The sequence below is a fragment of the Azospirillum sp. A29 genome (assembly GCF_042604625.1).
GTDB classification, from domain to species: domain Bacteria; phylum Pseudomonadota; class Alphaproteobacteria; order Azospirillales; family Azospirillaceae; genus Azospirillum; species Azospirillum palustre.
Window position 1 is genome coordinate 1,048,881 of the sequence record NZ_CP170467.1, and the last position, 18,377, is coordinate 1,067,257.

The window sequence follows — 18,377 nt, forward strand, 5'->3', positions numbered from 1 at the left end:
CAACCGCGACAGGCCGTTGCATGGCGCTACAATTCAGAACAAATTGGTCGCCGCCGTATTTCTTATGACCATGTAATAATGCCGCTATGGTGCAATTGCGGGGGGCCGGCCAACGGACCCGTAATGGTGCCGGCAGAGCGATCAGGCGAATCCGGAACGGCAATCATGTTGAAAGGTGCGATCGAATACGCGCCGTCGACCTTCGAGGAGCGGGGGGCCGCGGTGGCCTTCACCACGCCGCTGCTGTCCCAGACCCGCGTGCGCCGCGGCGAGCGGTCGAAGCTCGAAGTGCTGATCCCCAGCCTGTCGCAGGGCATGGGCATCTATGTCGTCGCCTGGAAGTCGGTGCCCGAGATGGTGTCGATGACCATGCACGACCGCTACCTGCACGACCTGATCGTGAAGGAGGAGGCCTGCTCCCCGCATGAGATCCGCCGGGCGACGCTGAGGGCGGCGCGGCGCGGGCTCGCCGGGCCGAAGGCGGCGCAGGCCGCCCGCCGCGCGCTGGACGAGGATGAGGACCAGGGCACCCTCACCCATTACCTGCTGATCCTGTCGATCCTGAAGGCGGTCGGGCTGGAATCGCCGGAGATGCTGAAGGCCGGCATCGACACCGACGAGGGCCAGCGCCTGACCCGGCAGCTGATGACCCGCGCGGCCGAAAGCCTGCGCATGGACGCGACGCTGCTCTATGCCCGGCTGGCCGACATTGCCATGGTCACCGCGCCGGTGGGGCTGGCGCACTCGCCCCGGCCGGGCCGGCTGACGCGCGGGCTGAACGACCTGAAGAGCTTCCGCGACGGCATGATCGACTGGGCGCGCGACGTGCCGAGCGATGCCGGCCCGGTCGCGGAGTTCTGCGCGGAGGTGGCGCAGCACACCATCGGCATCGGCGAAAAGGTGCTGGGCGATTTCCACCGCCGCATCGAGGCCATCGGGCCGCTGATGCGCGACTGGGACGACGCGTTCATCCGCGTCCGCACCCAGGCCGCCCGCATGGCTTGGCTGCTCGACGGCTGGAGCCACATCACCGGGGCGTGGGAGGTGGCGCAGGCCGAGGACCGCCACCAGCAGGCCGCCGCCGTCAACGACCTGTTCCGCATCCTGCCGCTGCTGCCGCGCCGGGAGTCCAGCCGCGATTTCGTCGAGGATTCCAAGCAGGTCAAGGTGGCCCACCGCCGCTCCGTCCGCATGCTGGAGGATTGGCGCACCGGCCAGATGGACATCGACGCCATCCGCCGGATCGAGGCGGTGAAAGCCCGCGCGCCATGAGCGGACCGGGGGACGGACAGGGCGGGGGCGACCGCCTGCCGGGGCTGGAGAGCCGGCTGTTCGACATTCCCGAGGACAAGTTCATCGAGGTGGTCCGCCTGCTGGAGCGGGTGCGCGACCATCCCGAGGTGCGCCAGACCTTCGCCGCCATCCGCCCGCGGCTGGTCCAGGTGCGCCCGAACCGCCGGCCGACGCTGAAACGCGTGCTGTGCATGCCGTTCGAGGACGTGCTGGAAAGCTTCAACGGCGTCGACGTGCCGGTGGGCCGCATCGAACGGCGGGTGATCGACCCGGTGTGGCGGCTGGTGACGGAATGCGGCGACCGCGCCCTGATCGACCAGCTCGACCGGCAGGTGCAGGAGACGGCACCCGGCAATCTCAACGCCCTGCGCAACATCGGGCGCCGGCTTTGGCCGATGGCCGCCCAGGCCGTACGGGGCGCCGTCGACGATGTCGGGGAGCCGAACACCGGCCGTCAGGCGCTGTGGCGCGTCCTGCAGGGCGACGAGGAGATGCGGCGGCAGCTGCTGGACGTCGCCACCTTCCTCGAGATCGGGCTGACGGTCGAATCGCTGAAGGACGCGCTGGCGCCGAAGCCGCTGGCCGCGCTGGACGATCTGCATGTGGACGCCATCGAGCAGGCGGCCCAGGCGGTGGCGCGGCAATCGGCCGGGCTGGTCCATTACCTGCTGCTGGTCGCCGCCTCGCGCATGGCGAACCCGGCCGACCTGCTGACGGTGCTGAACGATCTGGATCTCGGCAAGGCGCGGCGCGAACAGCCGGCGATCTTCGCCCAGCTGAGCGGTCTGGTCGTCACCAATCTGGAGGAGCGGTCTGCCCGGCTGGACGGCACCGGCCACAGCGCCGGGCAGGGCGAAGCCGCCGTCGCCATCGCTCCGGAGGAGGCCATCGCCATCGCCGAGCGGCTGGTCGCCGGCATCGACACCACCTCCGCCGCCATGGATGTCCTGGCCGATCCGGCCTATCGCGAGCGGCTGGACGCGGTGAAGGTGGCGGTGCGGACCATGGTGGCCGGCACCGTCCTGGACACTGCACCGGCCGGCATCCTGACCGCCGTTCCAGCCCCCGCCGGGAACGGCCGCCCCGCCCCGGTGGACGAGGACGCCCAGGCCGCCGCCGAGGATCACGCCCGCGCGCTGCGCCGCTGCGAGGGGCTGGCCGGCGCGCTCGGCCTGCACGAGCCGTTGAAGGACACGATGGTGTCGATGGAAAAGGGGCTGATGGCGCGGGCGCAGGCCCTGCTGGCGGACTATCCCAAGGCGGCCGGCGACCCGGACGATGCCGAGACGGCGGAGATGAACCTGTTCTACGCCCTGCGCCTGCTGGAACTGGTCGCCGGTCCCGCCAAGGCCGACCGGCTCCGCACTGCCATCATGGCCGCGACGGGAGAATTCGCGGAGGAGTAGGGCGCGCCCCGCTCCCTCACGAGGTGGCCGGCAGGGCGTCCCGCGCCTCGCCCTCCTCGGCATAGCGGCGGGCCAGGACCGCGCAGACCATCAGCTGGATCTGGTGGAACAGCATCACCGGCAGCAGCACCAGTCCGGCGGTGGCGGGGGCGAACAGCACGCCGGCCATCGGCACGCCGCTGACCAGTGACTTCTTCGACCCGCAGAAAACGATCACCGCCTCGTCGGCACGGGAGAAGCCCAGGCGGCGGCTCAGCAGCGTCGTGCCGACCAGGAAGACCGCCAGGATGGCGCAGTCGATCACCACCACCATGCCCAGTGCGGCCGGCGGCACCTGATGCCACAGCCCGTTCACCACCGCCTCGCTGAAGGCGAGATAGACGACCAGCAGGATCGAGCCGCGGTCGGTGAAGCGCAGCATCGTCTTGTGCCGGGCCGCCCAGGCGCCGATCCAGCGCCGCAGCAGCTGGCCGGCGACGAAGGGCAGCAGCAATTGCGCCGCGATGGTCTGCAAGGTATCGAGCGACAGCGCCGATCCCTGCACCTTGAGGAACAGCGCCACCAGCAGCGGCGTCATCAGGATGCCGGAGATGTTGGACAGGGTGGAACTGCACACCGCCGCCGCCACGTTGCCCCGCGCCATCGAGGTGAAGGCGATGGAGGACTGCACGGTGGAGGGCAGCAGGCAGAGGAACTGCACGCCGATGGCGACGGCCGGCGGCAGCAGGCTGTGCGGCAGCGTTTCCACCACTGCCCAGCCGATCAGCGGGAAGGCGGCGAAGGTCAGGCTGAAGATCAGCAGATGCAGGCGCCAGTGCGCCATGCCCGCCACCACCTCTTCCCGCGGCAGGCGGGCGCCGTGCAGGAAGAACAGCAGCGCGATGGCCGCCTCCGCCAGCCAGTGCACCCCCTGGGCGAACTGCCCCTGCACCGGAAGCACGGTCGCCAGCCCGACGGTCGCCACCAGGGCCATGGTGAAGCCGTCCATGTTGGGCCGAGGCACGCGGATCATTCGTTGGTCCCCCAAATCGATATCACTGGCCGGATATAACGCGTCGGCTCCCGTTATAATCGCCTTCGCCGCTCTGGAATACAGTATCCAACATGCATGGCAGCCTTGAATCGATTGGGGAAATCGGGCTGCCCCCTTGTAGCTTCCACGATGCGGAAATGCTGATGCACCCTCTTGAGCGGCCAAACTGCTGACCCGGAACGGCTTTTCGATCCGCTCGGCAACCCCCTTGCCAGCCGCCTTGCCATACGGTAACGTATGGTCAAAGAACGGATGATTTCCCAGGGGAGCGATACGTCCATGCTGTCCAACCAGTACCCGAGCTTGAATTTCGACCTTGGTGAGTCGGCCGACATGCTGCGCGATTCGGTGCGGAGCTTTGCCGCCAACGAGATCGCCCTCCGCGCCGCCGAGATCGACCGCAGCAACGAGTTCCCGAACGAGCTGTGGCGCAAGATGGGCGACCTTGGCATCCTCGGCGTGACGGTGGAGGAGGAGTATGGCGGCGCCGGCATGGGCTATCTGGAGCATGTCGTGGCGATGGAGGAGGTGTCCCGCGCGTCGGCCTCGGTGGGCTTGAGCTACGGCGCCCACTCCAACCTCTGCGTCAACCAGATCCGCAAGAACGGCACCGAGGACCAGAAGCGCCGTTATCTGCCCAAGCTGATTTCCGGCGAGCATATCGGTGCCTTGGCGATGTCGGAGCCGAACGCCGGGTCCGACGTGGTGTCGATGAAGCTGCGGGCCGAGAAGAAGGGCGACCGCTACGTCCTGAACGGCACCAAGATGTGGATCACCAACGGTCCTGATGCCGACACGCTGGTGATCTACGCCAAGACCGATATCAACGCCGGCCCGCGCGGCATCACCGCCTTTCTGGTGGAGAAGGGCTTCAAGGGCTTCTCGGTGGCGCAGAAGCTGGACAAGCTGGGCATGCGCGGTTCCAACACCGGCGAGCTGGTGTTCGAGGACTGCGAGGTGCCGGAGGAGAACATCCTGGGCGGCGTCGGCCGCGGTGTGAACGTGCTGATGTCCGGCCTGGATTACGAGCGCGCGGTGCTGTCCGGCGGCCCGCTCGGCATCATGCAGGCCTGCATGGACGTGGTGATCCCCTATGTCCACGACCGCAAGCAGTTCGGCCAGTCCATCGGCGAGTTCCAGCTGATGCAGGGCAAGATCGCCGACATGTACACGATCATGAACGCCGCCAAGGCCTATGTGTACGCCGTCTGCAAGGCCTGCGACCGTGGCGAGACCACCCGCAAGGATGCTGCCGCCGCCATCCTGTTCTCTGCCGAAAAGGCGACCTGGATGGCGCTGGAGGCCATTCAAACGTTGGGGGGCAACGGCTACATCAATGAGTATCCGACCGGCCGCCTGCTGCGCGACGCCAAGCTCTACGAGATCGGCGCCGGCACCAGCGAGATCCGCCGCATGCTGATCGGACGCGAACTGTTCAAAGAAACGGCCTGAGGGAAACGGCCTGAAGGCTGAGAAACCGCGCAAAGCGGTTCGGCAAAGCACAGAGAGCATCGAGGGAAAGGGACCGACCACCATGACCGACAGCATCGTCATCGCCGCCGCCGTCCGCACGCCGATGGGCGGCTTCCAGGGCGACCTCATGGGCCTGACCGGCCCGCAGCTGGGCGCCGTCGCCATCCAGGCGGCGCTGGAACGCTCGGGCCTCGCCGCGGATGCGGTGGACGAGGTGTTCATGGGCAATGTGCTGTCGGCCGGGCTGGGCCAGGCCCCGGCGCGTCAGGCGGCACTCGGCGCCGGGCTGCCGAAGGGCGTCGGCTGCACCACCATCTCCAAGGTCTGCGGCTCGGGCATGCGGGCGGTTATGTTCGCCCATGACGTGATCAAGGCCGGCTCGGCCAAGGTGGTGGTGGCCGGCGGCATGGAGAGCATGTCGAACGCCCCCTACCTGCTGGACCGCGCTCGCGCCGGCTACCGCATGGGTCACGGCAAAGTGCTGGACCACATGTTCTTCGACGGTCTGGAGGATGCCTACGAGAAGGGCCGCCTGATGGGCACCTTCGCCGAGGAATGCGCCAGCAGCTACAACTTCACCCGCGAGGCGCAGGACAATTACGCCATCGAAAGCCTGACCCGCGCCCGCAAGGCGGTGGAGGACGGATCCTTCAAGGCGGAGATCGCGCCGGTGCTGGTCAAGGGGCGCAAGGGTGATACACTGGTCGACACCGACGAGCAGCCGGGCAAGGGCGATCCCAAGAAGATCCCGACGCTGAAACCGGCCTTCGCCAAGGACGGCACGGTGACGGCGGCCAATGCCTCGTCGATCTCGGACGGCGGCGCGGCGCTGATCGTCACCACCCGCAGCGAGGCCGACCGCCGCGGCCTGCGCGTGATCGCCGAGATCAAGGGCCATTCCAACCACGCCCAGCAGCCGGCGCTGTTCACCACCGCGCCCGTTGGCGCCATGCAGAAGCTGTTCGAGAAGGTGGGCTGGTCAGCCCGCGACGTCGACCTGTTCGAGATCAACGAGGCGTTTGCCGTGGTCACCATGGCGGCGATGCGCGATCTCGACCTGCCGCACGACAAGGTGAACGTCCATGGCGGCGCCTGCGCGCTCGGCCACCCCATCGGCGCCTCGGGGGCACGCATCCTCGTCACGCTGCTGGCGGCGCTGGAGAAGTACGACCTGAAGCGCGGTGTGGCCAGCTTGTGCATCGGCGGCGGCGAGGCGACGGCCATCGCGGTGGAGCGGGTGTAAGGCACTCCCTTTCCGTTATTCCCCCTCTCCCCCCTGGGGAGAGGGGGCTATAGAAATCGTGAGGAAACGCCCGATGCACCTGACCGAAGAACAGACCATGGTCCGCGACATGGCCCGCGCCTTCGCGCAGGACCGGCTCGCCCCGACCGCCGCCGAGCGTGACCGCAGCGGTGCTTTCCCCAAGGCCGAATTGGCCGAGATGGGTGAACTTGGCCTGATGGGCATGCTGGTGCCGGAGGAGTTCGGCGGCGCCGCCACCGACCATGTCGCCTACGCGCTCGCCATCGAGGAAATCGCCGCCGGCGACGGCGCCGTCTCCACCATCATGAGCGTCCACAACTCGGTCGGCTGCATGCCGATCCTGAAGTTCGGCAATGAGGCCCAGAAGGACCGTTTCCTCAAGCCGATGGCGCGCGGCCAGATGCTGGGCGCCTTCTGCCTGACCGAACCGCAGGCGGGCTCCGACGCCTCGGCGATCAAGACCCGCGCCCGGCGCGACGGCGATCACTGGGTTCTGAACGGGACCAAGCAGTTCATCACCTCGGGCTCGCAGGCCGACGTCGCCATCGTCTTTGCGGTGACCGATCCGGCCGCCGGCAAGAAGGGGCTCAGCGCCTTCATCGTGCCGACGGACACGCCGGGCTATCAGGTGGCGCGGACCGAGGAGAAGCTGGGCCAGCACTGTTCCGACACCTGCCAGATCGTCTTCGAGGACTGCCGGGTTCCCGCCGACCTGATGCTCGGGGCCGAAGGCGCCGGCTATAAGGTGGCGCTGGCGAACCTGGAGGGTGGGCGGATCGGCATCGCCTCGCAGTCGGTCGGCATGGCGCGCGCCGCACTCGACCACGCCATCCGCTACGCCCAGGAGCGCCAGAGCATGGGCGTGCCGATCGTCCAGCATCAGGCCGTCGCCTTCCGTCTTGCCGACATGGCGACCCGCGTGGAGGCCGCGCGCCAGCTCGTCCTTCATGCCGCGTCCTTGCGCGACGCCGGGGTGCCCTGCATGAAGGAGGCGGCAATGGCCAAGCTGTTCGCCTCGGAGATCGCCGAGAAGGTCTGCTCCGACGCCATCCAGATCCATGGCGGCTATGGCTATCTCAACGATTTTCCGGTCGAGCGCATCTATCGCGACGTCCGGGTCTGCCAGATCTACGAGGGCACCAGCGACATCCAGCGGCTGGTCATCAGCCGTGCCCTCGTTCAGTAACACAATCTGCAATCAAGACCGCCAAACCGGGAGGAAGACGGCATGACCGTCCTGAAGAGCGCCCTGAACGCGCGCTCCGCCGAGTTCCAGGCCAACGCCGACGCCATGCAGGCCCTGGTCGACGATCTGCGCCGGAAGGTCGCCGCCATCCAGCAGGGCGGCGGGGCCAAGGCGCGCGACAAGCACCTCGCCCGCGGCAAGCTGCTGCCGCGCGAGCGCATCCGCCAGCTGCTCGATGTCGGTTCGCCCTTCCTTGAGCTGTCGCAGCTGGCAGCCGACGGCGTCTATGCCGAGGACATTCCGTCCGCCGGCATCATCGCCGGCATCGGCAGCGTCGCTGGGCAGGAATGCATGATCGTCGCCAACGACGCGACGGTGAAGGGCGGCACCTATTACCCGCTGACGGTCAAGAAGCACCTGCGCGCGCAGGAAATCGCCCAGCAGAACAACCTGCCCTGCATCTATCTGGTGGATTCGGGCGGCGCCAACCTGCCGAATCAGGACGAGGTCTTCCCTGACCGCGACCATTTCGGCCGCATCTTCTACAACCAGGCCAACATGTCGGCCGAGGGCATCCCGCAGATCGCCGTGGTGATGGGAAGCTGCACCGCCGGCGGCGCCTATGTCCCGGCGATGTCGGACGAGGCGATCATCGTCCGCAACCAGGGCACCATCTTCCTCGGCGGCCCGCCGCTGGTGAAGGCGGCGACCGGCGAGGTGGTGTCGGCTGAGGATCTCGGCGGTGCCGACGTCCATTCCCGCACCTCCGGCGTGACCGACCATTACGCGATGAACGACGCCCACGCGCTGGCGATGGCCCGCCGCGTGGTGTCGAACCTGAACCGCGCCAAGCACATCGACCTCGACCTGCGCGAGCCGGAGGACCCCGCCTTCGACCCGCGCGAACTCTACGGCGTCATCCCCAGCGACGCCCGCAAGCCCTTCGACGTGCGCGAGGTGATCGCGCGGGTGGTCGACGGATCGCGCTTCGACGAGTTCAAGCCGCTCTACGGCACGACGCTGGTGACGGGCTTCGCCCACATCTTCGGCTATCCCGTCGGCATCATCGCCAACAACGGCATCCTGTTCAGCGAATCCGCCCTGAAGGGCGCCCATTTCGTCGAGCTGTGCTGCCAGCGCCGCATCCCGCTGGTGTTCCTGCAGAACATCACCGGCTTCATGGTCGGCCGCAAATATGAGGCCGGCGGCATCGCCAAGGACGGCGCCAAGCTGGTCACGGCGGTCGCCTGCGCCAAGGTGCCGAAATTCACCGTCATCATCGGCGGCAGCTATGGCGCCGGCAATTACGGCATGTGCGGCCGCGCCTACAGCCCGCGCTTCATGTGGATGTGGCCGAACGCCCGCATCTCGGTCATGGGCGGCGAGCAGGCCGCCGGCGTGCTGGCCCAGGTCAAGCGCGACGCCATGGAAGCCCAGGGCAAGCCGTGGTCGGCCGAGGACGACGAGGCGCTGAAGGCACCGATCCGCGCCCAGTTCGAGCGTGAGAGCCACGCCTATTACGCCAGCGCCCGGCTGTGGGACGACGGCATCATCGACCCCGCCGACACCCGCATGGTGCTGGGCCTCGGCCTGTCGGCCTCGCTGAACGCCCCGGTGCCGAAGACGCCCTTCGGCGTCTTCCGGATGTGAGGGGGCGACCATGAGCGACATCCTCATCGACATCGCCGACAGCGGCGTCGCCACCGTCACCATGAACCGCGGCGACGTGCACAACGCCTTCAACGAGCAGGTCATCGCCGACTTGACATCTGCCTTCCGCCGGGTGGGCGAGGATCCGGCGGTGCGCGTCGTCCTGCTGCGCGGGGTGGGCAAGAGCTTCTCCGCCGGGGCTGACCTGTCCTGGATGAAGAAGATGGCCGGCTACTCCCGCGAGGAGAATCTGGCCGACGCCATGGGCCTCGCCACCATGCTGCGCACGCTGGACGAATGCCCGAAGCCCACGGTCGCCGTGGTGCAGGGACCGGCCTTCGGCGGCGGCGTCGGCCTCGTGTCGGCCTGCGACATCGCCATCGGCGTCGAGACCGCGACCTTCGCCCTGTCGGAGGTTCGGCTGGGCATCATCCCCGCCGCCATCAGCCCCTATGTCATCGCTGCCATCGGCGAGCGCGCCTGCCGCCGCTATTTCCTGACCGGCGAGCGGTTCAGCGCAGCGGAGGCCCACCGCATCGGCCTGCTGCATGAGCTGACCAATGCCGACGGGCTGGAAGAGACGGTGGCGAAGACGGTGAAGAGTCTGATGGACAGCGCGCCCACGGCGGTCACCGCCGCCAAGGAACTGATCCGCGCCGTCGCCCGCCGGCCGCTGACCGACGACGTGGTGCGCGACACGGCGGAGCGCATCGCCCGCCAGCGCGCCAGCGCCGAAGGCAAGGAGGGCGTCGGCGCCTTCCTCGACAAACGCACCCCGTCCTGGCGGAGCTGATCCACATGTTCGACAAGATCCTGATCGCCAACCGCGGCGAAATCGCCTGCCGGGTCATCCGCACCGCCCGCCGCCTGGGCATCAAGACCGTCGCCGTCCATTCGGAGGCCGACGCCAAAGCCATGCATGTCCAGATGGCCGACGAGGCCGTCTGCATCGGCCCGGCCCCGGTCGGCGAAAGCTATCTGCGCGGCGACGCCATCCTCGACGTGGCGAAGCGCACGGGTGCCCAGGCCATCCATCCCGGCTACGGCTTCCTGTCGGAGAATGCCGGCTTCGCCGCCGCCTGTGCCGAGGCCGGTGTCGTCTTCATCGGCCCGCCGATCGACGCGATCCGCGTCATGGGCTCCAAGGCGGAATCCAAGCGGCTGATGGCGAACGCTGACGTGCCGCTGGTGCCGGGCTATCACGGCACCGACCAGGACTTCACCACCCTGTCGGCGGAAGCCGAGCGTATCGGCTATCCGGTGCTGGTCAAGGCATCGGCCGGCGGCGGCGGCAAGGGCATGCGCGTGGTGCGCGCCGCCAACGAGCTGGCCGATGCGGTGGCCGGCGCCCAGCGCGAGGCCAAGGCCGCCTTCGGCGACGACAGCCTGCTGCTGGAGAAGTATCTCGGCCGGCCGCGCCATGTCGAAATCCAGGTCTTCTGCGACACCCACGGCAACGGCGTCTATCTGTTCGAGCGCGACTGCTCGGTGCAGCGCCGCCACCAGAAGGTGATCGAGGAGGCGCCGGCCCCCAACCTGCCCGACGACCTCCGCCGCCGCATGGGCGAGGCCGCGGTCGCCGCCGCCAAGGCGGTGAACTATGTCGGCGCCGGCACCGTCGAGTTCCTCTATGAGGATGGTGGCTTCTACTTTATCGAGATGAACACCCGGTTGCAGGTGGAGCATCCGGTGACCGAGAAGATCACCGGCCTCGATCTGGTCGAGTGGCAACTGCGGGTGGCATCCGGGGCGGAGCTGCCGTTGCGCCAGGAGCAGCTGACCCGCCGGGGCCATGCCTTCGAGGCTCGGCTGTACGCCGAAGACCCGCAGCGCGACTTCCTGCCCGCCATCGGCAGGCTGGTCCGCCTGCGTCCGCCGGCCGAGAGCGACCATGTCCGCGTCGACACCGGCGTCCGCGAAGGCGATTCGGTGACCATGTATTACGACCCGATGATCGCCAAGCTGATCGTCTGGGACGAGGACCGCGACAGCGCGCTGCGCCGCCTTCGCGTGGCGCTCGCCGAGTATGAGGTCGTCGGCGTCACCACCAATGTCGCCTTCCTCGGTGCCATCGCCGGCCATCCCGCCTTCAAGGCGGTGGAGATCGACACCGGCTTCATCGAGCGCCACCGCGCCGACCTGCTGCCGCCGCCGGCCCCGGTGGCCGACAGGGCGCTGGCCGCAGCATCCCTGTCGGTGCTGCTGACGCGCCGGGAGGAGGCCCAGGCCGCCCTGCGCGCCCGCTCAGACCGCTATTCCCCGTGGCTGCTCGCCAATGGCTGGCGGCTGAACGAGGAGAACCATTACGACCTGCGTCTGATGGACGGCGACACCGCGCGCGAGGTGACGCTGCATTTCCGCAGTGATGGCTATGAGGTCGCGGTGGATGGCGGCAAGCCGATGCCGGTGACCGGCGTCAGCCTTGCCGACGGGCTGCTGACGGCGACGCTGGATGGCATGCGCACCCGCGCCACCGTGGTGCGGCAGGGGCTGGACCTCACCGTGCTGATCGACGGTGCGGTGTCCCGACTGACGCTGGACGACCCCAGCGCCCGCGCGGCGGAGCAGGAGGGCGGATCCGGCCGACTGACCGCGCCGATGCCGGGCACCGTGGTCCGCGTGCTGGTCGAACCGGGCCAGAGCGTCGAGGCCGGCGCGCCGCTGATGCTGCTGGAGGCCATGAAGATGGAGCACACCATCAAGGCCCCGGCGGCGGGCACCGTCAGCGCGGTGAATTTCGCGGCGGGCGATCAGGTGTCGGAAGGCGTCGACCTGCTGGTTCTCGACATCGCGGAGGCCTGACGATGCAGCTGCCGAAATTCGTCCGCATGGTGGAGGTCGGCCCGCGCGACGGCCTCCAGAACGAAAAGTCGATGGTGCCGACCGCGGTGAAGGTGGAGCTGGTCAACCGCCTGTCCGACGCCGGTTTGGGCGTGGTGGAGGCAGCCAGCTTCGTCTCGCCCAAATGGGTGCCGCAGATGGGCGACAGCGCCGAGGTGCTGGCCGGCATCGCCCGCAAGCCCGGTGTCCGTTACGCCGCCCTCACCCCCAACCTGAAGGGGCTGGAGGGCGCGCTGGCGGCCAGGGCCGACGAGGTGGCGGTGTTCGGCGCCGCCTCGGAGAGCTTCAGCCAGAAGAACATCAACTGCTCCATCGCCGAGAGCCTGGACCGCTTCGCCCCGGTGATGGAGCAGGCCAAGGCGGCCGGCGTGCCGGTCCGCGGCTACGTCTCCTGCGTGCTCGGCTGCCCCTATGAGGGGAAGATCGCACCCAAGGCGGTGGCCGACGTGGCGGAACGCCTGTTCGCCATGGGCTGCTACGAGATCTCGCTGGGCGATACCATCGGCACCGGCACGCCGACCAAGGCGCAGGCGATGATCGCCGCGGTGGCAGAGCGGGTGCCGGTCGACAAGATCGCCGTCCATTTCCACGACACCTACGGGCAGGCGCTCGCCAACATCCTTGCGGCGCTCCAGATGGGTGTGGCGGTGGTTGATAGCTCCGTCGCGGGCCTGGGCGGCTGCCCCTATGCCAAGGGGGCCAGCGGCAATGTGGCGAGCGAGGATGTGCTCTACATGCTGAACGGCCTCGGCATCGAGACCGGGGTCGATCTGGACAGGCTGATCGCGGCCGGGGCGTTCATCAGCGACGCCATCGGCCGCCCCACCGCATCGAAGGTGGCCCGCGCTCGTGGTTGTGCGTAAGGGAACCTTCGGCAACGAAGGGTCGCGCCTCCGGCTGGGGGCGCGGCCCTTTCGTATTTTTGGGGGAGCGCCAAAGTAATTCATATGCATGTTGCAAATTTTACCGCGGAAAATTAGCAGTTTCTGCATGATATTTGAAAATCAGAGATGATGAGCTCAATGCATACCATCGCATTGCTCTTGCCGAGTCGGTGGTGTTTTTCTGTTGAGTCCTCGTTACGCAAGGAATGTGGTCATCAACTCTGCGGATATCTTCCACCGAATGACGCGATTTATGCATTCAGTCTTGCAAAATTGAGGCGACATTAGGAAGGCTTTGACGGCGTGAAAATATCTATCTCACGGTCGAGTTTCTCGTATTTGGGGAAATCTTCGGCGGGGATGGTATGGCATCGTCTGTGGTGGTTGGGGAAAGCGCGCCAAGGTCGCATTTCGATGGCTATACCGGTCCTGGCGCTGACCGCAAGGGCATTCCCGCCGATGAAGCGACACATCACTCCCCCGAAGCCTTCATCAGATATTGGAGCGACAAGGGCGGGTCGGAGCGTGCCAACTACCAGAAATTCATCAACCAGCTCTGCGCCCTGATCGGTACGGCGGAGCCGGACGCCTCTTCGGAACAGGACGCGCTCAACAACTACGTCTATGAGAAAAGGGTTCGCGCGCTTGACCTCGAGGGCGACGACGGGCGGAACAACTATCTCGACTGCTACAAGCGGGATTGCTTCGTTCTCGAGGCCAAGCAGTCGCGCAAGCGCCAGCGCGGCGGGCAGGAGGGCGGCGACCTGTTCGGCGGGCTGCCCCACAGCTCCCCGCTGGCCGGGACACGGCCATCATGGGACCGGCTGATGCGGCAGGCGCGCGCCCAGGCCGAACGCTATGCCAAGGCGCTGCCGACCGATCATGGCTGGCCGACCTTCCTGATCGTCGTCGATGTCGGGCATGTGATCGAGACCTATGCTGACTTCACCGGGCTGGGCAAGGCCTACATGCCCTTTCCCGACAGCCGGTCGCACCGGATCAGGCTGGCGGATCTCGCCGATCCGGAGATACGGGCGCGGCTGAAGGCGATCTGGGAAGCCCCCAAAAGCCTCGATCCCAGCGCCCGGCGGGCCGAGGTGACGCGGGACATCGCGCAACGCCTCGCCCGGCTGGCGCAGAGCCTGGAAAAGCGCTACGAACCGAAAGCGGTCGCGCTGTTCCTGATGCGCTGCCTGTTCACCGCCTTCGCGCAGAATGTCGGGCTGTTGCCGGACGGCGCCTTCACCGGCGTGCTGAACGATGCCCGGCCGAACCCGCAATTCCTGCCGCGCTATCTGGAGCCCTTCTGGCGCAACATGGACAAGGGCAGCGATCACGACACCACCATCCGCGCCCGCGTCCGCCATTTCAACGGCGGCCTGTTCCGCGAAGCCGAGGCGCTGGCGCTCGACGGACAGGAGATCGGCGAGTTGATCGCCGCCTGTTCACGCGACTGGAAGAATGTGGAGCCGGCGATCTTCGGCACCCTGCTGGAAAACGCACTGAGCAAGCGCGAGCGCAGCCAGTACGGCGCGTTCTTCACGCCGCGCGCCTATGTGGAAAGGCTGGTGGTGCCGGCCGTCATCGAACCGCTGATGGCGAAATGGCGCAACGCGCAGGTGATCGCCGAGAACGCGCGGCAAAAGAACGATCAGGCGCAGGCGATTAAGCAGATCAAGGAATTCCACCAGGATCTCTGTTCGGTAAAAATATTGGATCCCGCCTGCGGAAGCGAAAATTTTCTTTACGTCGCCCTGGAGAAGATGAAGGCCCTGGAAGGGGAGGTCATCGCGACGCTGGAGGAAATCGGCGGAGGGACGCAGGCCAATCTCGACCTTGCCGGTCATACCGTCGGCCCGCACCAGCTTCTTGGGCTGGAAAAGAATCCCCGCGCCGTGCCGATTGCCGAACTGGTGATCTGGATCGGTCATCTGCAATGCCACCTGCGCCAGCGCGGGCCGGAAAGCCTGAGCGAGCCGATCCTCCACTCCTACGACAACATCCGGCAGTGCGACGCGGTGCTGAACTGGGAGCGGGTGGAGCCGATGCTGGACGAGGCTGGGCAGCCGCGGGTGAAGTGGGACGGTGTCAGTTGGAAGACCGACCCCTTCACCGGCCAGGAGGTGCCGGACGAAAGCCGGACGGTTCCGCTGCAACGCCATGTCGGCGCCAGGCCCGCGGACTGGCCGCAGGCCGACTACATCGTCGGCAACCCGCCCTTCATCGCCGGCAAGGACCTGCGCGCCGAACTGGGCGACGGCTATGCCGAAGCGCTGTGGAAGGCTTATCCGCACATGCCCGGGGGCGCCGATTTCGTCACCTACTGGTGGGACAAGGCGGCCGATCTGGTGCGCAAGGGAGCGGCCCGGCGCTTCGGCTTCATCACCACCAACAGCATCACCCAGACCTTCAGCCGCCGGGTCATCCAACGCCATCTGGACGCGAAGACGCCCCTGTATCTGACCTTCGCCATCCCGGACCACCCCTGGGCGGACGGACAAGGCGCGGCGGCTGTGCGGGTGGCGATGACGGTGGGTGCGCCCGTCGAGCATGACGAGCGGACCGGCTTGTTAAAGACGGTGGAGCGCGAAGGGCAGGCACCGGACCGGGATGGGGCGGTGCCGGTGGTGCTTGCCGTGCGGCAAGGGCGCATACACGCGAACCTGACCACCGGAGCGGACGTGACGGCAGCGAAAGCGCTCAAGGCAAATGACGGGCTGTCCTCTCCCGGCGTGAAGCTGCACGGGTCGGGCTTTCTCGTCACCCCGGCACAGGCGCGCGCCCTCGGTTTGGGGCGGATTGCCGGATTGGAAGAGAGGATACGCGAATACCGGAACGGCCGTGATCTGACCGGCCGCTCCCGTGGGCTGATGGTGATCGACCTGTTCGGCATGACGGAAGCCGAGGTCAGGCAGAAGTATCCTGATGTTTATCAGTGGCTGTTGGATCGCGTGAAACCGGAGCGAGATTCCAACAGCAGACAGTCGTATCGTGAGGGCTGGCTGGTATTTGGCGAGCCGAGGAAAGAACTGAGGCGTTCATTGTGTGGACATATTAGATATGTGTCGACCGTGGAGACGGCAAGACATAGAGTATTTCAATTTTTAGAAAAAATCATTCTTCCTGACAATATGCTAATTAATATTGCGCTCAGTGAGGGGTATGCCCTTGGTGTTTTGAGTAGCAAAATTCATGTCAAATGGTCTTTGGCGGCAGGTGGTACGCTTGAAGACCGGCCCCGCTACAACAAAACCCGCTGCTTCGACACCTTCCCCTTCCCCAACGCCACGCCGCATCAAAAGCGCGTGATCGGTCAGCTTGCCGAGGAACTCGACGCCCATCGCAAGCGGGTGCTGGCCGAGCATCCCGACCGGCTGACGCTGACCGAGCTTTACAATGTCCTGGAAAAGGGGCGGAGCCGGGAGGAACTGACCGCGCGCGAGATGGAGATCTACCAGCTGGGGCAGGTCGGCGTGATGCTGGACCTCCACGGCCGGATCGACCATGCGGTGGCCGACGCCTATGGCTGGCCCGCCGATCTGGAGGATGCGCGGATTCTGGAAAACCTCGTGGCGCTGAACGCAGAGCGCCACCGCGAGGAACGCGACGGCCTCGTCCGCTGGCTGCGGCCGGACTACCAGAACCCGAAGGGGCAGGGTGCCGCCGTCCAGATCGTGGCGACGCTCGACATCGCGGCGGACACGGCGAAGCGGATCGTCTGGCCGAAGGCGCCGACCGAACAGGTCCACAGCCTGATGGCGGCGCTGAGCCGTTGCGCCCGTGCCGTCGAAGCCGAAAGCCTCGCCCGCCAGTTCAAGGGCGCCAAGTCGCCGCGGGTCCGGGAACTGCTCGACATCCTGGTGTCGGTCGGCCATGCCCGGCAGATCAACAACCTCTATGCGCCGTGACCGGAACCGTCCCGGCCGCTCGCCTCCCCCATCGGCCGGATATGTGGCATCCTAAATTGTACGTGCCACAAACTTGACGCTGCCATCCGGTGGGTGCATCATGATTTACGTGATGAATGGTGCCGAAAACGCAGCGTTCCCACGACGCCGACCGGCCTGACGGCCGGCCGGAACCACGGCTGGAGTTCCAGTGGCAACGACCCACGGCCGCTTCACGCGCGCCGCTCCATGACCTGTTGCCCGTCCGGCTGAACGGCGGCGGAGCCATACCCGGGTGGCTCCGCCGCCGATTGTTTTTGTGCAGATTGTTTTTTGGGCAATCGCCACGGTCCCGACCCGTTCCGGCCATCCTCCCGCCTCATTTCTGTCACGTCCTGTCGCCCCGCAAATCTTCAACGAAGCGGCTGGCGAGCAATGGATTTGACCGGTTTTCATACCACTTTTGAGCAAAGAGCCGCGAGATCCCCCGTGGATTCGCTCGAAAATCAAACGAAACTTCGAAAAATATTGATGCGCTTTCGCAAAATGGGGGTAAGGGCTGTGGCTTTAACGCGCCATTAACCAGACTGGATTGAGTTTAGAGACATCAGACGCGGCCAACTCCAACCAGCACGCGAAGTTGACTTCCAGGCTAGATGGAAATGGGTCGTCCCGTGTTAATGGCGTTATGTCCGTTCCTCTTGGATTTGAAAGGCCCGCCCCTATGACCGTGCCGGCAGTCCTCCGCGATGTGGCGCAGTTCGGCGCCTACGCCGCCGGCCGGGGCCGACATGCGGGCCTGCTGGTCGCGGTCCTGCTGCTGGCCGGCTGTCCGGCCAACACGGCCGGGCCGGGATGGGGTGGGGCGGATGTGACATCGGCCAACCCGAACGCCCGCGCGGCAACCCCGCCGGTGCCCAGGCAGAAGCCGGCCCGCAAGGTTCCCGACGCCGCCGCGCTGGCGCCGGCCCTGCCGATGCCGCAGCCCGGCCCGCCGGTGACCACCGGCGACGTGGCCACCGCTGCGGCGTCCACCCAGGCCTCCACACAGCTGGCGGCCATCGCACCCGATACAACTCCCCAGGCGGCGAACGCCGCTGCGGTGCCGATGACGGTGCCGGCCATGGGGGGCATGTCCACCCCACCCGCAACTCCCAACGCCGACCCCGACAGCCTTGTCGGGCTGGACGAAGTCCAGACTCTCAAACTCCTGGGGTCCCCCGTTGCACGGGAAGAGGCGCCTCCCGCCAAGATCTGGCGGTATGCCAAGGGCGATTGTACCCTTAAGGTCTTCTTCTTCATGGATATGACCTCGTCCCAGGACTTCCGCGCCCTTTCCTACGACATGAAGAGCAGCCAAAATGTCCCTGACGCCGACCACCGATGCTTCGCCCAACTCCTCGCTCAAGCTGACGCAGGGCGCCCTGTCCGCCCCGGGTTTCAGTAAGCCGGAGCCGAAC

Annotated in this window: 12 protein-coding genes; 11 read left to right on the plus strand and 1 reads right to left on the minus strand. The window is 66.9% G+C overall.

The window, feature by feature from the left end:
* The first annotated feature begins 165 nt into the window (after positions 1-165).
* Entirely contained in the window at positions 166-1,272 is a 1,107-nt protein-coding gene (locus ABNQ38_RS32885; RefSeq protein WP_377810474.1) for a hypothetical protein, read from the plus strand.
* Positions 1,269-2,699: a hypothetical protein gene (locus tag ABNQ38_RS32890; RefSeq protein WP_377810475.1), complete on the plus strand. Its 1,431-nt coding sequence runs from the start codon at positions 1,269-1,271 to the stop codon at positions 2,697-2,699. Before ABNQ38_RS32885 ends, ABNQ38_RS32890 begins: the two co-directional genes overlap by 4 nt.
* A 16-nt stretch (positions 2,700-2,715) precedes the next feature.
* Here ABNQ38_RS32890 and ABNQ38_RS32895 read toward each other — a convergent pair whose 3' ends face one another.
* Positions 2,716-3,711, minus strand: a complete 996-nt coding sequence (locus tag ABNQ38_RS32895; protein WP_377810476.1) for a bile acid:sodium symporter family protein — start codon at positions 3,709-3,711, stop codon at positions 2,716-2,718.
* Between the two features lie 300 nt (positions 3,712-4,011).
* Between ABNQ38_RS32895 and ABNQ38_RS32900 the strand changes: the two genes are divergently transcribed.
* The 9 genes from ABNQ38_RS32900 to ABNQ38_RS32940 all read left to right on the plus strand — a co-directional run bounded on the left by ABNQ38_RS32900 (position 4,012) and on the right by ABNQ38_RS32940 (position 18,364).
* Complete coding sequence (locus ABNQ38_RS32900; protein WP_377810477.1) at positions 4,012-5,184, plus strand: isovaleryl-CoA dehydrogenase; 1,173 nt, start codon at positions 4,012-4,014, stop codon at positions 5,182-5,184.
* An 82-nt stretch (positions 5,185-5,266) separates the two neighbouring features.
* Positions 5,267-6,448, plus strand: a complete 1,182-nt coding sequence (locus ABNQ38_RS32905; RefSeq protein WP_377810478.1) for an acetyl-CoA C-acyltransferase — start codon at positions 5,267-5,269, stop codon at positions 6,446-6,448.
* 73 nt (positions 6,449-6,521) lie between these two features.
* On the plus strand, positions 6,522-7,655 hold the full coding sequence (locus ABNQ38_RS32910) for an acyl-CoA dehydrogenase (RefSeq protein ID WP_377810479.1): 1,134 nt from the start codon (positions 6,522-6,524) through the stop codon (positions 7,653-7,655).
* Between the two features lie 42 nt (positions 7,656-7,697).
* Positions 7,698-9,305: a carboxyl transferase domain-containing protein gene (locus ABNQ38_RS32915; RefSeq protein ID WP_377810480.1), complete on the plus strand. Its 1,608-nt coding sequence runs from the start codon at positions 7,698-7,700 to the stop codon at positions 9,303-9,305.
* A 10-nt stretch (positions 9,306-9,315) separates the two neighbouring features.
* Positions 9,316-10,098 carry an enoyl-CoA hydratase/isomerase family protein gene (locus ABNQ38_RS32920; RefSeq protein WP_377810481.1) on the plus strand — a complete coding sequence of 261 codons (783 nt, stop codon included), beginning with the start codon at positions 9,316-9,318 and terminating at the stop codon, positions 10,096-10,098.
* Positions 10,099-10,103: 5 nt separating this feature from the next.
* Positions 10,104-12,107 (plus strand): acetyl-CoA carboxylase biotin carboxylase subunit, encoded by a 2,004-nt coding sequence (locus tag ABNQ38_RS32925; protein WP_377810482.1) that lies wholly within the window; start codon positions 10,104-10,106, stop codon positions 12,105-12,107.
* Positions 12,108-12,109: 2 nt separating this feature from the next.
* On the plus strand, positions 12,110-13,009 hold the full coding sequence (locus ABNQ38_RS32930; RefSeq protein ID WP_377810483.1) for a hydroxymethylglutaryl-CoA lyase: 900 nt from the start codon (positions 12,110-12,112) through the stop codon (positions 13,007-13,009).
* A 386-nt stretch (positions 13,010-13,395) separates the two neighbouring features.
* Entirely contained in the window at positions 13,396-16,938 is a 3,543-nt protein-coding gene (locus ABNQ38_RS32935) for a class I SAM-dependent DNA methyltransferase (protein WP_377810484.1), read from the plus strand.
* A gap of 703 nt (positions 16,939-17,641) precedes the next feature.
* The gene (locus tag ABNQ38_RS32940; RefSeq protein WP_377810485.1) at positions 17,642-18,364 is read left to right on the plus strand and encodes a hypothetical protein; all 723 of its coding nucleotides are present in this window, start codon (positions 17,642-17,644) and stop codon (positions 18,362-18,364) included.
* Positions 18,365-18,377 lie beyond the last annotated feature (13 nt).